Origin of the sequence: Streptomyces sp. SID3343, assembly GCF_009865215.1 — a bacterium.
Classification (GTDB): Bacteria; Actinomycetota; Actinomycetes; order Streptomycetales; family Streptomycetaceae; genus Embleya.
In genome coordinates, this window is record NZ_WWJX01000918.1 from 1 (window position 1) to 14885 (window position 14885).

Annotated in this window: 17 protein-coding genes; 13 read left to right on the forward strand and 4 right to left on the reverse strand. The window is 70.6% G+C overall.

The genetic code is table 11. The features are described 5' to 3' along the window. Together GT354_RS55940 and GT354_RS28665 are read right to left on the reverse strand one after the other, a co-directional pair. A partial coding sequence (locus GT354_RS55940) for a transglycosylase domain-containing protein (RefSeq protein WP_346012221.1) occupies nucleotides 1–483 on the reverse strand: 483 nt, incomplete at its 3' end. Between the two features lie 173 nt (nucleotides 484–656). After that, a complete protein-coding gene (locus GT354_RS28665) occupies nucleotides 657–1277 on the reverse strand; it encodes a hypothetical protein (RefSeq protein ID WP_161359276.1) in 621 nt (206 codons plus the stop codon). A gap of 140 nt (nucleotides 1278–1417) precedes the next feature. On the opposite strand from GT354_RS28665, the gene tsaB reads away from it, so the two are divergent. The 5 genes from tsaB to GT354_RS28690 all read left to right on the forward strand — a co-directional run bounded on the left by tsaB (nucleotide 1418) and on the right by GT354_RS28690 (nucleotide 5270). After that, complete coding sequence (tsaB, locus tag GT354_RS28670; RefSeq protein ID WP_161359277.1) at nucleotides 1418–2101, forward strand: tRNA (adenosine(37)-N6)-threonylcarbamoyltransferase complex dimerization subunit type 1 TsaB; 684 nt, start codon at nucleotides 1418–1420, stop codon at nucleotides 2099–2101. Nucleotides 2102–2185: 84 nt separating this feature from the next. Further along, nucleotides 2186–2704 (forward strand): ribosomal protein S18-alanine N-acetyltransferase, encoded by a 519-nt coding sequence (gene rimI / locus GT354_RS28675; protein WP_161359278.1) that lies wholly within the window; start codon nucleotides 2186–2188, stop codon nucleotides 2702–2704. Next, complete coding sequence (tsaD, locus tag GT354_RS28680; RefSeq protein ID WP_161359279.1) at nucleotides 2697–3734, forward strand: tRNA (adenosine(37)-N6)-threonylcarbamoyltransferase complex transferase subunit TsaD; 1038 nt, start codon at nucleotides 2697–2699, stop codon at nucleotides 3732–3734. Before rimI ends, tsaD begins: the two co-directional genes overlap by 8 nt. A 73-nt stretch (nucleotides 3735–3807) precedes the next feature. Further along, complete coding sequence (locus GT354_RS28685; RefSeq protein WP_161359280.1) at nucleotides 3808–4086, forward strand: hypothetical protein; 279 nt, start codon at nucleotides 3808–3810, stop codon at nucleotides 4084–4086. Nucleotides 4087–4379: 293 nt separating this feature from the next. Next, nucleotides 4380–5270, forward strand: coding sequence for a polysaccharide deacetylase family protein (locus GT354_RS28690; RefSeq protein WP_202512422.1), 891 nt, complete (start codon nucleotides 4380–4382; stop codon nucleotides 5268–5270). Between the two features lie 7 nt (nucleotides 5271–5277). On the opposite strand, the gene GT354_RS28695 is transcribed toward GT354_RS28690, so the two are convergent. Beyond that, nucleotides 5278–6471, reverse strand: a complete 1194-nt coding sequence (locus GT354_RS28695) for a methyltransferase domain-containing protein (protein WP_202512423.1) — start codon at nucleotides 6469–6471, stop codon at nucleotides 5278–5280. 213 nt (nucleotides 6472–6684) lie between these two features. Here GT354_RS28695 and groES point away from each other — a divergent pair, with 213 nt between their 5' ends. The 3 genes from groES (at nucleotide 6685) to GT354_RS28710 (ending at nucleotide 9748) form a co-directional block, all read left to right on the forward strand. Continuing rightward, nucleotides 6685–6993 carry a co-chaperone GroES gene (gene groES, locus GT354_RS28700; protein ID WP_161359282.1) on the forward strand — a complete coding sequence of 103 codons (309 nt, stop codon included), beginning with the start codon at nucleotides 6685–6687 and terminating at the stop codon, nucleotides 6991–6993. 133 nt (nucleotides 6994–7126) lie between these two features. Then, nucleotides 7127–8749, forward strand: coding sequence for a chaperonin GroEL (groL, locus tag GT354_RS28705; RefSeq protein WP_161359283.1), 1623 nt, complete (start codon nucleotides 7127–7129; stop codon nucleotides 8747–8749). A gap of 180 nt (nucleotides 8750–8929) precedes the next feature. Beyond that, on the forward strand, nucleotides 8930–9748 hold the full coding sequence (locus GT354_RS28710; RefSeq protein WP_161359284.1) for an SDR family oxidoreductase: 819 nt from the start codon (nucleotides 8930–8932) through the stop codon (nucleotides 9746–9748). Between the two features lie 155 nt (nucleotides 9749–9903). Here the strand turns inward: GT354_RS28710 and GT354_RS28715 are convergent, their stop codons facing one another. Further along, on the reverse strand, nucleotides 9904–10248 hold the full coding sequence (locus GT354_RS28715; RefSeq protein ID WP_161359285.1) for a WhiB family transcriptional regulator: 345 nt from the start codon (nucleotides 10246–10248) through the stop codon (nucleotides 9904–9906). Between the two features lie 533 nt (nucleotides 10249–10781). On the opposite strand from GT354_RS28715, the gene GT354_RS28720 reads away from it, so the two are divergent. The 5 genes from GT354_RS28720 to GT354_RS28740 all read left to right on the forward strand — a co-directional run. Further along, nucleotides 10782–11393: a response regulator transcription factor gene (locus GT354_RS28720; RefSeq protein ID WP_020549179.1), complete on the forward strand. Its 612-nt coding sequence runs from the start codon at nucleotides 10782–10784 to the stop codon at nucleotides 11391–11393. A gap of 362 nt (nucleotides 11394–11755) precedes the next feature. After that, nucleotides 11756–12349 (forward strand): RNA polymerase sigma factor ShbA, encoded by a 594-nt coding sequence (gene shbA, locus GT354_RS28725; RefSeq protein ID WP_202512427.1) that lies wholly within the window; start codon nucleotides 11756–11758, stop codon nucleotides 12347–12349. Next, nucleotides 12346–12552, forward strand: a complete 207-nt coding sequence (locus GT354_RS28730; protein WP_161359287.1) for a hypothetical protein — start codon at nucleotides 12346–12348, stop codon at nucleotides 12550–12552. The genes shbA and GT354_RS28730 overlap by 4 nt, the downstream gene beginning before the upstream one ends. Before the next feature lie 185 nt (nucleotides 12553–12737). Then, on the forward strand, nucleotides 12738–14240 hold the full coding sequence (gene guaB, locus GT354_RS28735) for an IMP dehydrogenase (protein WP_161359288.1): 1503 nt from the start codon (nucleotides 12738–12740) through the stop codon (nucleotides 14238–14240). Nucleotides 14241–14424: 184 nt separating this feature from the next. Then, nucleotides 14425–14885, forward strand: a 461-nt coding sequence (locus GT354_RS28740; RefSeq protein ID WP_346012222.1) for an IMP dehydrogenase, incomplete at its 3' end; no start/stop codon positions are given.

Below are 14885 nucleotides of genomic sequence, written 5' to 3' on the forward strand. Positions count from 1 at the left end.
GTTCTTGACGTACTGCTGGGTGATCGTCGAACCGCCCTGAAGACCACCGCCGCCCGTGACGTTGCTCAGGAGCGCCCGTACGGTGCCGGTGATCGAGACGCCGGCGTTGGAGTAGAACGACCGGTCCTCGGCGGCCAGGACCGCGTGCCGGGTGTCGATCGGGATCGCGGACAGTGGCACCGTCTGCCGGTTGGTGGCGCCGGTACGGGTGATCTCGGTGCCGTCGCTCCAGTACCAGACGTTGCTCTGCTGCGTGGCCTGCGCGTTGATCGCGCGCGGGACGGGGGTGATCGCGTACACGATGCCCAGGATCGCGAACAGGGCGGAGACGACCAGGAGTACGAAGGTGAGCAGATGCTTGAACGAGGGCAACCAGCGCCGCGGCCCCGTGCGGTTGGCGCGCGGGTAGTCGAACAGCCGTCGTCGTGGGGCTGGCCCCTGGACCTGGCCGGGACCGCTGGGCCCGGAGGATTCGTGCGCCACGCCGCCACCAGCTCCTCGGTGCGATCTTTGCCCGTGTGGCCACGCGTGCCCCGAAGGGCACGGGTGGCCATGAGCCAATCGCCCGATGATACGTGGGCAAAGTATCTATATAGCGGTGAAATAGGGCGGAAGTGGGCGTGGCGAGCGGGCCGACGGTAGGGCGGCGGTAGCGGTCAGGGCACGACGACGACCGGAGTGCCGATCGGTGCGAAGTTCCACAAGGCCGTGCCGTCGGCCGGTGTCGAGCGGATGCCCGCGCTCTGCTGCGCGGCGGGGGGCGTTTTCGGCTTGGCCGTGCCGGTCGCGGTCGACTTGGGCACGGCGATCTTGTCCAACGGGGTGTCCGTCGCCGCGAATCCGAGCGGGATCCCTTGGACGTACCCGAAGCGCACGGAGTGCGTGATCGTCAGATTGTCGCTGCCCTTTCGCGCCTCTTCGGTCTTGATCGTCACCGAGTAGGCGCCGGGCGTCGGCTTCACCGGGGCGGGTGCGATCGGGTAGTCGCGCAACGAGATCTCGGCCTCGCTGACGAGCCAGACCCGGTTCTCCTGGATCGAATAGACGACCCGCTTGCCGGTCCCGGAGTCGGCGGGGATGGGCGGAGTCGTCGGCTTGGGCGGGGGGGCCGGCTCGCCGGGGGCGGCCGTCCCGGTAGGCGCCGCGGTGGTCGGCCGCGCTATCTGTCGATCCTCGGGCGCCGAGTTCGCCGCCTGCGCGGCGAGGAATCCGACGCCGACCAAGGCGGCGATGGTGATGATCGACACCGCCACGCCCGGATTGAGTCGCTTCGCCATTGCCTTGGGTCCCTCTTCCGCCGTGTGGTGCGTCCATGGTGCCGGCACGTGCCGCCGGAGCGCGGGAGCCGGTCGGCTTTTTGTCCACCCTCTCGGGTGACCCGGCTCGGTCCCCGGATTTCGGTCGGTAGCCTGGTGCCGTGCTGCTGCTCGCCTTCGACACCGCCACCCCGGCCGTCACGGTCGCCCTTCACGACGAATCCGGTGTGCTCGCCGGTTCCACCCGAGTCGATGCCCGACGCCAGGGGGAACTACTCGCGCCCGGAATCGTCGACGTGCTGCGCGCCGCCGGTCGTACTCGCGGCCACATCACCGACATAGCGGTCGGGGTCGGCCCCGGACCGTACACGGGTCTGCGGGTCGGGATCGTGACCGCGCTCGCGATGGGCGACGCGCTCGGCGTCCCCGTGCACGGCGTGTGCAGTCTGGACGCGCTGGCGTACGCGGCCGGCCGCGACGGCACGGTCACCGGACCCTTCACGGCCGCGACCGACGCGCGCCGCAAGGAGGTCTACTGGGCGCGCTACGACGACGCCCGCACCCGGGTGGAGGGCCCGGCCGTGGACCACGCGGCCGAGATCGCCGACGCGCTGCGGGGGCTGCCCGCGGTGGGCGCCGGCGCGGCGCTGTACCCGGAGTCCTTCGCCGACGTGCGCGGCCCCGAACACCTCGACGCCGCGGCGCTCGCGGCCTTCGCGGTCGAACGGCTGACGGCCGGCCTGCCGCTGCTGCCGGCCGAGCCGCTGTACCTGCGCCGACCGGACGCCAAGGTCCCCGCCGGCTACAAGGCCGTGACGCCGGAGCCCCCCGCGCCCAGGCCCTGACCCCGCGACCGCGCTCGCGAAAGCGGTACCCGCCGCCGCCCCGGTGCCACAACCGACCCCGGTCGCGGCAGTAGAATCCCGCGCATGGAAACCGCTCCCCGACTGCGGCGCATGCGGTGGTGGGACATCGAGGCCGTCATCCGGCTCGAACACGACCTGTTCGTCGAGGATGCCTGGTCCGCCGGGATGTTCTGGTCCGAATTGGCCGAGCCCGAGATGCGGCACTACATGGTCGCCGAGGACGAGACCGGGGCGATGGCCGGCTACGCCGGACTCGCGGTGATCGGTGACGAGGGCGACGTCCAGACCATCGCGGTGCGCCGTGATCGGTGGGGAACGGGCCTGGGCACCGTGCTGTTGACCGACCTCCTCGATCGCGCGAGCGAGCGCGGCTGCCGCGACGTACTGCTCGAAGTCCGGGTGGACAACGCCCGCGCGCAGGCGCTCTACGAGCGCTTCGGCTTCAAGGGGATCGGCGTGCGCCGCGGCTACTACCAACCCGCCAACGTCGACGCGCTCGTGATGCGCTGCGATCTGAGCGAACGCAACGACGGGGACCGCGCGGCCGGGGCCCGTCCGGAAGGAACGGCCACCGGTGGCTGACGAACCACTCGTCCTGGGCATCGAGACCTCGTGTGACGAGACCGGCATCGGCATCGTGCGCGGCACCACCCTGCTCGCGGACGCGATCGCCTCCAGCGTCGACGAGCACGCCAGGTTCGGCGGCGTCGTGCCCGAGGTGGCGAGCCGCGCGCACCTGGAGGCGATGGTGCCGACCGTGCGCCGGGCGCTGAAGGACGCCGGTGTGACGATGAACGACATCGACGCCGTCGCGGTGACCTCGGGCCCCGGTCTGGCCGGCGCGCTGCTCGTGGGGGTCGCCGCGGCCAAGGGCTACGCGGTCGCGCTCGACAAGCCGTTGTACGGGGTCAACCATCTCGCGTCACACGTGTGCGTGGACCACCTCGAACACGGCAGGCTGCCCGAGCCGTGCATGGCGCTGCTCGTGTCCGGCGGGCATTCGTCACTGCTGCTCGTCCCCGACATCACCGCCGACGTGCGCCCGCTCGGCTCGACCATCGACGACGCGGCGGGCGAGGCGTTCGACAAGGTCGCACGAGTGCTCGGGCTGGGCTTCCCCGGCGGTCCGGCGATCGACCGCTGGGCGCGCGCGGGCGACCGGGCCGCCATCGCGTTCCCGCGCGGGCTCACCGGGCCGCGCGACGCGCCGTTCGACTTCTCCTTCTCCGGCCTCAAGACGTCCGTCGCGCGCTGGGTCGAGGCCAGGCGCCTCGCGGGCGAGGACGTCCCCGTCGCCGACGTCGCCGCGTCCTTCCAGGAAGCCGTCGTGGACGTGCTGACGCGCAAGGCGATCCGCGCGTGCAAGGAGAACGGCGTCGAGCACCTGATGATGGGCGGCGGCGTGTCCGCCAACTCGCGCCTGCGCGCCCTCGCGCAGGAACGCTGCGACGCCGCGGGGATCGTGCTGCGGGTGCCGCGGCCGGGACTGTGCACGGACAACGGCGCGATGGTCGCGGCGCTCGGCGCGGAGATGGTCGCGCGCGACCGGGCCCCGTCCACACTGTCGATCCCGGCCGACTCGTCGATGCCGGTCACGGTGTCGCAGGCATAGCGCACGTCCTCGGCCCCACCGCGACGCGGGTGCCGGGACACGCCCGGGACCACACCGACTCTCGGAGGGCACGATGACGATCGCGGCGATGTGGGAAGCGAAGACGGCGGCGGGCGGCGGGCCGCTCCTGGCGGACTGGGTGCACACCACCGCGCTGCCGGTGCTGCTCGGCTCACCCGGGCTGGAGCGCGTCGAGGTGTTCGCCGCGCCCGGCGCCCCCGACGACGGCGACCGGGTCGTGGTCGTCGCGCTGTGGACGGGCACCCCGGTGAAGCTGCCCGACCCGCCTGCGGCCTTGGTCTCGCGGCCTGCGTACGAGTGGTCCTTCGAGCGGCTCAGCATCGCCCCCTGAGCGGGCGCCGAACCGGCTCCGCAGCCGTGCACGGGCCGATTCAACACTCGACCCACACCCGGCGAGGAGGCCATTCGCAAGCCGGGTGCGGGTCGGGTGCCATGGCTGCCGGCTGCGTGCCGCCGCACGTGCCGGTGAGCCTTGTCCGGGAGTGTGCCCAGCTCAACGACTGCTCAACAGTCCTTCAACAGTCCCTTGGGCAGCCCTTGCCCGGACCGTGACGGGCCGAGCCGGCCCGTAGCGTGTACGCGGATCGGCCGGGCGAGCGAGAGGACGCGGCGACAGTGGTGTTCATGGCGGTACAAAAGCGACGAGGTGCGGCATTCGCCCTCGCCGCGGTCGTGGTGGCGGGCATCGCGACCGGCTGCGGCGGCTCGAACGACAAGGCCGCGGACAGGCCCGTCGAAAAAGTCGCGAACGGCCCCGCGCCGAGTCCTCCCGGCCCTGCCCCCGCCGCGAAATCGGACACCGCGGATATCCCGGACGCCGCGGCCGCCGGTGCGGTGGAGCGCGCCGCCAAGTGGAACCTCAAGCCGCTCGACCCGGCGCCCACCCCGCCCGCGACCAAGCCCGTCCAGGGCGGCGGACCCAAGCCGCCGGTGATCGACAAGATCCCCACCGACCAAAAGATCGTGTTCGTCACGATCGACGACGGCGCGGAGAAGGACCCGAAGTTCCTGGAGATGATGCAGGACCTGCGGGTCCCGGTGTCGATGTTCCTCAACGACACCTACGTCCGACAAAACCCCGAGTACTTCCGCAAGCTCCAGGCGCTCGGCGCGTCGGTGCAAAACCACACGCTGTCGCATCCCGACCTCAAGCGGCTCGGCGCCGATGCCCAAAAGCACGAGATCTGCGGCAACTCGGACCGCATCGGCGACGTGTACGGCAAGCGCCCGACGCTGTTTCGCCCGCCCTACGGCAACTGGAACGCGACCACCCAGACGGTCGCGGGACAGTGCGGCGGGATCGGCGCGATCGTCAAGTGGCAGGAGTCGATGCAGATCAACGACATGCAGTACGCGGGCGAGAAGAAGCTGCACCCGGGCGACATCATCCTGGCCCACTTCCGCGGACCCTCGGAGCTCAAGGGCACCACGATGACCGAGATGTTCGGCAACATGCTGCGCAAGATCCAGGCGCAGGGCTACACGGTCGCGCGCCTGGAGGACTACATCGGCTGAACCCGGCTCAACCGGCCCCGGCCACGGGCCGGGTGATCAGCATCGTCGGCGCGCCCGCGACCCGGGTCAGTACGACCGTGGCCGCGTGCGGACCGGTCGGCTTGACCCGGCGCCGGACCTCCTCCGGCTCGACCGCCGAGCCGCGCTTCTTGACCGTGAGGTTGCCGACCCCGCGCTCGCGCAGCACCGCCTTGAGCTTCTTGAGGTTGAACGGCAGCACGTCGGTGATCTCGTACACGCTGGTCAGGCGCAGACCCACGAGCCGGTCCGACGTGAAATAGGCGATCGTCTCGTCGATCAGCGTCCCGTCGACCTCCTCGGCGAGCTCGGCGATCAGGTGCGCCCGGACGACGGCGCCGTCCGCCTCGTAGAGATAGCGCCGGACCGGGCCGACCGGGGCCTGACGGGTCGCCGCACGGCTGCTCAAGCGGTCCCCGAGCGGCAGTCTCGTCGCGCTCACCCGGGCCCGGGCGAGATCGCCCCACCACAGCACCGCCTCCTTGACGTCGCCGCGGTCGGAGACCCACTCGGCCTCCATGCCCGCCGGCACGATCTCGTGCGGGATGCCCGGCGCGACCTTGGCCGCGCCGCGAGCGACCCGTTCGGCGAGCGTGGTCAGGAACGAGAACGGCGGCGAGTACGACTCGGGATCGAAGGTCCGCCCGCGCGCGGTCCGGCGGGCCGGGTCGATCATCACCGCGTCACAGCCGTCGAGTGCGACCTCGCTCACGTCGGCGCACTCGACCGTCATCAGGTCCGCCAGACCCAGCGCCCGGGCGTTCGCCCGGGCCACCGCGCACGTGAGCGGATCGCGGTCGACCGCGTGTACCGCGATCCCGGCTCGGGCGAGCGCGATCGCGTCGCCGCCGATTCCGCAGCACAGGTCGGCGACCCGTTCGATGCCGGCGCCCTCGGCGAACCGGCCGGCCCGCAGCTCGGCCACCGACGTGCGGGTGGCTTGTTCGAGGCCGTCGGGAGTGAAGAACATCCGATCCGCGTCGCCCGGGAACTTGGCCCGCCCGCGCTGTCGCAGCCGGGTCTGGGTCAGGGCCGCCGCGATCAGTTCGGGGTCGTGGTCCCGGCGCAGCCGCGTGGCCAGGGACAACTCGTCCGCGGCGACGTGGTCGGCCAGCAGATCGAGCAGCCGGCGGCCCTCGTCGGTCAGCAGCGCGGGGAACGAATCGATGTGCACGAAGTCCATTCTCGTCGAGCCGAAGGTCCGTATCGGCCCGGATCGACGCGCGGATTCTGGCACTCTGGTTGACGGAGTGCTAAGCGCCACCTAGTGTCTGTGCTGGCACTCTCCCCATGAGTGTGCCAGTGCGACTCAGCAGGTCCGGCACCCGCGACGACGGATCTGTGAAACCGCCGACAGACATTTTTCCGTGAGATCTCCGAAGGGGGAGGTCGCATCGTGACGACCGCCAACACCAAGGTTGCCATCAAGCCGCTTGAGGACCGCATCGTGGTCCAGACGCTTGAGGCCGAGCAGACCACCGCGTCGGGTCTCGTGATCCCGGACACCGCCAAGGAGAAGCCCCAGGAGGGCGTCGTCCTGGCCGTGGGCCCGGGCCGTTTCGAGGACGGTCAGCGTCTGCCGCTCGACGTCAGCGTCGGTGACACCGTGCTTTACAGCAAGTACGGCGGCACCGAGGTCAAGTACAACGGCGAGGAATACCTCGTTCTCTCGGCTCGCGACGTGCTCGCGATCATCGAGAAGTGACATCGCGCTGACGCGCTGAGCCGGTAACGGTTCGACGACCCCGCCCCGGACCCACCCAGCCTCGTCGGCCGGTTGACCGGGGCGGAGTCGGTTGTACAGGTCGACAAGCAACCTTAAGGACGAAGAGACCCTCATGGCGAAGATCCTCCAGTTCGACGAGAAGGCCCGGCGGTCGCTGGAGCGCGGCGTCAACGCGCTGGCCGACACCGTCAAGGTCACGCTCGGCCCCAAGGGCCGCAACGTCGTGATCGACAAGAAGTTCGGTGCCCCGACCATCACCAACGACGGCGTGACGATCGCCCGTGAGGTGGAGCTCGAGGACCCCTACGAGAACCTCGGCGCGCAGCTCGCCAAGGAGGTCGCGACCAAGACCAACGACATCGCGGGTGACGGCACCACCACCGCGACGGTCCTGGCCCAGGCGCTCGTCCGCGAGGGTCTGCGCAACGTGGCCGCCGGCGCGGCCCCGATGGACCTGAAGAAGGGCATCGACCTCGCCGTCGCCGCGGTCTCCGAGCAGCTGCTCAAGACCGCCCGCGCGATCGACGGCAAGGAAGACATCGCCGCCGTCGCCGCGCTGTCCGCCCAGGACGCGCAGATCGGCGAGCTCATCGCCGAGGCCATGGACAAGGTCGGCAAGGACGGTGTCATCACCGTCGAGGAGTCCCAGACCATGGGTCTGGAGCTGGAGTTCGCCGAGGGCCTCCAGTTCGACAAGGGCTACCTGTCGCCGTACATGGTCACCGACCAGGAGCGGATGGAGGCCGTCCTCGACGACCCGTACATCCTGATCCACCAGGGCAAGATCTCGGCCATCGCCGAGCTCCTCCCGCTGCTCGAGAAGATCATCCAGTCCGGCGCGTCCAAGCCGCTGCTCATCGTGGCCGAGGACGTCGACGGCGAGGCGCTGTCGACCCTGGTCGTCAACAAGATCCGCGGCACGTTCAACGCCGTCGCGGTCAAGGCCCCGGGCTTCGGCGACCGCCGCAAGGCGATGCTGGAGGACATGGCGATCCTGACCGGCGGTCAGGTCATCGCCCCCGAGGTCGGCCTCAAGCTCGACCAGGTCGGCCTGGAGGTGCTGGGCAGCGCCCGTCGCATCACCATCACCAAGGACGCGACCACGCTGGTCGAGGGCGCCGGCGACGGTTCCGCGATCGCCGACCGCGTCAAGCAGATCAAGCGTGAGATCGAGGACACGGACTCCGACTGGGACCGCGAGAAGCTCCAGGAGCGCCTCGCGAAGCTGGCCGGCGGCGTGTGCGTGATCCGCGTGGGCGCGGCCACCGAGGTCGAGCTCAAGGAGAAGAAGCACCGTCTCGAGGACGCGGTCTCCGCGACCCGCGCGGCCATCGAGGAGGGCATCGTCGCCGGCGGCGGCACCGCCCTGGTGCACGCCGTCTCCGTGCTCGCCGAGAACCTGGGCCAGACCGGCGACGTCGCCACCGGCGTCTCCGTCGTGCGTCGTGCCGCGGTCGAGCCGCTGCGTTGGATCGCCGAGAACGCGGGCCTCGAGGGCTACGTCATCGTCAACAAGGTGCAGGAGCTGGGCATCGGCCACGGCTTCAACGCCGCGACCGGCGAGTACGGCAACCTGGTCGACTCGGGCGTCATCGACCCGGTCAAGGTGACCCGCTCCGCGCTGCAGAACGCCGCGTCGATCGCGTCCCTGCTGCTCACGACCGAGACCCTGGTCGTCGAGAAGCCGGCCGAGGAAGAGCCCGCCGCGCACGGCGGTCACGGCCACTCGCACTAATCGCGTTCGCGTGACCCGTTTCACCTGTTGCACGCTGTCGGGCCCGACCTCTGCCAGAGGTCGGGCCCGACGGCCTTTCGGCCGCGGGCGCGATCTGCGAGAGTGCCGAGAGGCAAAAAACTGACGGGTCGTCAGGCGCGAGAGCGGTCACGGTCCGTCGGGCACCGACGAAGGAGAGAGATGGCTACCTACGCGATCACCGGCGCGGCCTCGGGCCTGGGCGCCGCCACCAAGGCGCGACTGGAGGCCGACGGCCACCGGGTCATCGGCGTCGACCTGCACCACGCCGACGTCGAGGTGGACCTGAGCAAGCCCGAGGGGCGCGCCGAGGCGATCGCGCGGGTCACCGAGTTGTCCGGCGGCTCGCTCGACGGCTTCGTGCCGTTCGCGGGCGTGGCCGCGGCCACCGGGCGCTCCGGCGCGTTGCTCGTGTCGGTGAACTACTTCGGCGCGATCGAGCTGCTCGAAGGGCTGCGCCCGCTGCTCGCCCGCGGCAGCGACGCCTCCGTCGTGCTGATCAGCTCCAACTCCACGACGTCCCAGCCGAACTGGCCGGTCGAGATCGCCGAGGCGTGTCTCGCGGGCGACGAGGCCGCCGCGATCAAGGCCGCCGAGCCGTTCGGCGACTTCGCGGCCATCCAGGCGTATCCCGCGACCAAGGCCGCCCTCGCGTGGTACGCGCGAACCAAGTCGGCCGAGTACATCGCCGACGGCATCCGCCTCAACGCGATCGCCCCGGGCCTGATCGAGACCCCGATGACCGCCGAGGGCCGCCAGGACCCGCTGACCGCCGAGGGCATGGAGATGTTCCTCAACACGATCCCGGCCGGTCGCGGCGGTCGTCCCGACGAGATCGCCTCGCTCGTGGCGTTCCTGCTCGGCGGCGAGTCGACCTTCTTCGTCGGTTCGGTGGTGTTCTGCGACGGCGGCACCGACGCGGCGTTCCGCGGCAAGGACTGGCCGAAGGTGTGGGAGATGGACGCGTCCGCGTTCCAGTAGGCCGGATCGAACTTCCCCGGCCCGAGCCCGACGGCGGGCACCCCGAGTGACCCCGTGTGACACGTGTCGCGTGAAACGGCGCCGGCCCACCCCGATCGGGGTGGGCCGGCGCCGTTCGTCCATCCGGTGTCTCGTTCGTTCGGGGTCTCGCGCGATCACGTCGACGCGGAGACGGTGCCCGCGTTGGACGCCTGTGCGGCGGCCGCCGCGGCTGCTACGCCGTGTCGACGATCGCTGTCCAGTTCGACCCGTTCGTCCTCGGTGAGTCCGCCCCATACGCCGTACGGTTCGCGCACCTTGAGGGCGTGCGTGGCGCACTGGCGGCGGACGGGACACCGCATGCAGACTTCCTTGGCCGAAGCCTCGCGGGCCACCCGAGCGGCACCGCGCTCGCCCTCGGGGTGGAAGAACAACGCGCTGTCGACTCCGCGACAGGCTGCCGAGAGCTGCCAGTCCCACAGATCGGCGTTGGGGCCGGGGAGTCGCGAGAAATCAGCCATGACTCGTCCCTCTTGCTTATCGCGTTCGGGTTGTCGGGGGGTCGGGGTGCCGTGGGGGCTGTCGGGGTGCTGGGGGCTTGGGTTGCGGGGTGCAGGTCTGCCGCCGTTGGGGTGAATTCGGGGGAAGAGTGGTGATCAAGTGATCAGAAGTGGGGGCGACTGTGTCACTTGTTGATCAGTTCCATGCATATCTCCACTTATGCACCCAAGGCGGAAAAAATTACTCACTTTGGTGGGGGAGGCCGCTCCATGAGCGGTCCGGCGCCGCGGGGGGAGTGGGTGGAGTGCACCGGTGTGCAGGTGTGCGTCACCCTCGCGTGTCCTCGGGCTCGGTCGCCTCGTTGTCGTACCGGCGGAGCGGAACTCCCCCCGTAACCCTTTCGAGTGATGCTCGTTGGGGTGGGTGAAGCGGTTGGCGACGAGGGCGGCCGGGGTGAATCTCCGGTGCACGACCTTTCGGGACCACCGCAAAGGAAACGGTACGTACAGGCGTGGAGGCTCAACGTGACGCGGATCCACTGCGGAGGCCGGCGATGACGACCGTCCTGGTCTGCGACGATTCCCCGCTGGTTCGGGAGACCCTGCGGCGGGCGGTGGCCACGGTCCCCGGTGTCGAGAGGGTGACGACGGCCACGAGCGGCGAGGAGGTACTGCGGCGCTGGGGCGCGGAGCGGTCCGACCTGGTCCTCATGGACGTGCGGATGCCCGGGCTCGGTGGCGTCGAGGCGGTGCGCCGGCTGTTGGCCGGCGACCCCGGCGCACGGGTGATCATGCTGACGATGGCCGAGGACCTGGACGGCGTGGCCCTTGCGGTCGCCGCCGGGGCTCGGGGATATCTGCACAAGGACGCGTCGCGCGCGGAACTGCGCGCGACCGTCTCACAGGCGCTCGCCGATCCGACGTGGCGGCTCGCGCCGCGTCGGCTGCGATCGCCCGACATGGGCGTGGCGCCCACGCTGACGGCACGTGAGATCCAGGTGCTCGAAGGCATGAGCCACGGACGCAGCAACGCCGAGATCGGGCGTGAGCTGTTCCTCTCGGAGGACACCGTCAAAACCCACGCGCGTCGTTTGTTCAAGAAGCTTGGTGCATCCGACCGGGCTCATGCGGTGGCGCTCGGCTTTCGGTGGGGACTCGTGCGGTGACCGGTGCGGGTGAGGCGACCGGGGACGGGCGGGGTCGGGCGATCGCTGCCCGGCCCGGTGCGGTCGGTGGGGTCTCGTGCGGTGAACGGTGAAGGCGAGACGACCCGAGGTCGCCGGTTTTCGGGGAATCACTTCCCGGGCGGGCGCCGTCGGTGGGGATTCGTGCGGTGACCGTTGAACGCGAGACGTCCCCGAACGGGCGTCGTGCACGGACACTCGTGCGATGACCCGGCCGCACGGGCAAGGGCCCGTGCGGTGAAAGCCGTTGCCCGGGGGGCCGGATGAGTCCCCCGGGCCGGCATGGCCGCGGTTTGGTGTCCGAGCCCTGCATACTGAATGGCATGGGTGGGACCCCCGAGCGAATGCCGGACACGCCGTACGAAGCACAAGCGCAGGCCGACGACGGCATGCGTGCCGTGGTGGTTCGCGCGGTCCAGGGTGACGTCCAGGCGACGGACGAACTGCTCGCCTACGTCCGCCCGCTCGTGTTGCGCTACTGCCGGGCCCGGCTCGGCCGGGTCTCCGGCGCGGAGCACGCGGCGGACGACGCGGCGCAGGAGGTCTGCCTGGCGGTCCTGTCCGCGTTGCCGCGATATCGCGACGAAGGGCGCCCGTTCGAGGCGTTCGTGTTCGGCATCGCGGCCCACAAGGTCGTCGACGTGCAACGCGCCGCGATGCGGGGCGCGGTGCCCACGTGTGATCTGCCCGAGGCGGTCGACGACCACCCGGGCCCCGAGGACCAGGTGGTGCGGCGCAGTGACGCCGCACACGCGCGGGCCCTGCTCGGCAGGCTCCCCGACAACCTGCGGGAACTGCTCGTGCTCCGCGTCGCCGTCGGTTTGTCGGCCGAGGAGACCGGGCGCGCGATGGGCATGTCGCCGGGCGCGGTTCGGGTCGCGCAACATCGCGCGCTGACGCGTCTGCGGGCGTTGGCGGGCGAGGAGAAGTCCGCGTGAGCGGCGGCGGTGTGCGGCTCGGCGGCCGATCCGGCACCGCCGACCTGGGCCTGCTGCGCCAGGACGACGAGTTCGTCGAACAGTTGCGCCGCAGGCGCCCCACCCCCGCGCAGGACCGGGTCGCGCGACTGTTCGGCGCGCTGCTCGCGGAGGTCGACGGCACGGCCGCGAACCGCCGCAGGGTCGTACCGGACCGCTGCTGAGACGAGCCCCGCGACGGGTCGGGAATGCGCAGGCCGCCGTCGTGGGTTGTCCCCGCATGGGCAAGCGGGGTCGAAGGACCGTGCAGGGCCAGTAGCATGAACCCCCAACCCACCCATCCGCTGTGCAAGCGCGTTTCCGCCGTACCCACGCGGAGCGGCCCATCGGAATACCTTCGGAAGGTGTCATGAGTCTCACGGCCGACGGCGTACCCGAGAAGTTCGCGATGCTCGGGCTGACGTACGACGACGTCCTGCTGCTGCCGGGCGCATCCGACGTCGTGCCGAGCGAGGTGGACACCTCCGCGCGGGTCACCCGCAACATTCGCGTCCGGATCCCGCTGCTGTCGTCCGCGATGGACACCGTGACCGAGGCTCGGATGGCGATCGCCATGGCCCGTCAGGGCGGCGTCGGGGTGCTGCACCGCAACCTGTCGATCGAGGACCAGGCCGCCCAGGCGGACACGGTCAAGCGATCGGAGGCGGGCATGGTGCTCGACCCGATCACGATCGGCCCGGAGGCCACGCTCGCGGAAGTCGACGCGCTGTGCGCGCGTTTTCGGATCAGCGGCGTCCCGGTCACCGACGACAACGGCCGGCTGCTCGGCATCGTCACCAACCGCGACCTGCGCTTCGAGGTCGACCACTCGCGCCACGTGCGCGAGGTGATGACCCCGATGCCGCTGGTGACCGGCAAGGTCGGCACCACCGGCGACCAGGCGATGGAACTGCTGCGCCGGCACAAGGTCGAGAAGCTGCCGCTGCTCGACGACAACGGCAAGCTGCGTGGCCTGATCACGGTCAAGGACTTCGTCAAGAGCGAGCAGTACCCGCACGCGACCAAGGACGCCGACGGCCGCCTCGTGGTGGGCGCCGCGGTGGGCACCGGCGAGGACAGCTATCGCCGGGTGCAGGCGCTGGTCGAGGCGGGCGTCGACTTCATCGTGGTCGACAGCGCGCACGGACACTCGCGCAACGTCCTGGAGATGATCTCCAAGGTCAAGGCCAACACCAAGGTCGAGGTGATCGGCGGCAACATCGCCACCCGCGAGGGCGCGCAGGCGATGATCGACGCCGGCGTGGACGGCGTCAAGGTCGGCGTCGGCCCGGGCTCGATCTGTACCACCCGCGTAGTCGCGGGCGTGGGCGCGCCCCAGGTCACCGCGATCTACGAAGCGTCGCTCGCGGCCCGGCCCGCCGGTGTCCCGGTGATCGGCGACGGCGGCCTCCAGTACTCCGGCGACATCGCCAAGGCGATCGCCGCCGGCGCCGACACGGTCATGCTCGGCAGCCTGCTCGCGGGCTGCGAGGAGAGCCCCGGCGACCTGATCTTCATCAACGGCAAGCAGTTCAAGTCCTACCGGGGCATGGGCTCGCTCGGCGCGATGCAGACGCGCGGCCAGAACAAGTCGTTCTCCAAGGACCGCTACTTCCAGGACGACGTGCTCTCCGAGGACAAGCTCGTCCCCGAGGGCATCGAGGGCCAGGTTCCCTACCGCGGCCCGCTGTCCGCGGTCGCGCACCAGCTGATCGGCGGCCTGCGCGCGTCGATGGGCTACGCGGGCGCCGCGACCGTTCCCGAGCTTCAGGACAAGGGCCGCTTCGTGCGGATCACCGCGGCCGGGCTCAAGGAGTCGCACCCGCACGACATTCACATGACGCAGGAAGCGCCGAACTACCACTCCCGGTAAGGCGATCGCCCCCGGACACACCGAGAGGCCCCGTCCGTGGTCCGGGCGGGGCCTCTCGCGTGTGAGGGCGCCCCGTACCCTGGGATACGGGGATTTTCCATCCATCGCTTCCGGCCGTCGTGTCCGGCGAGTGCCGATGGCGAGTCCAGTACATGCCAGTAGATCCCAGCAGGAGAGGCGCAACGTGACTGAGGTCGAAATCGGCCGGGGCAAGCGTGGCCGGCGTGCCTATCACTTCGACGACGTCGCCATCGTTCCCAGCCGGCGGACCCGGGACCCCGAAGAGGTCTCGATCGCGTGGCAGATCGACGCGTACCGGTTCGAGTTGCCGTTCCTGACGGCACCGATGGACAGCGTCGTGTCGCCGCAGACCGCGATCGAGGTCGGGCGCATGGGTGGCCTCGGCGTGCTGAACCTCGAAGGTCTGTGGACCCGGTACGAGGACCCGTCGCCGCTGATCGAGGAGATCGGCGCGCTGAGCGACGACGCGGCGACCCGGCGCATGCAGGAGATCTACGCCGAGCCGATCAAGGAAGAACTGATCGGCGCGCGGATCAAGCAGATCCGCGACTCGGGCGTGGTCACCGCCGCGGCCCTGTCGCCGCAGCGCACGGCGCAGTATCACAAGGCGGTGATCGACGCGGG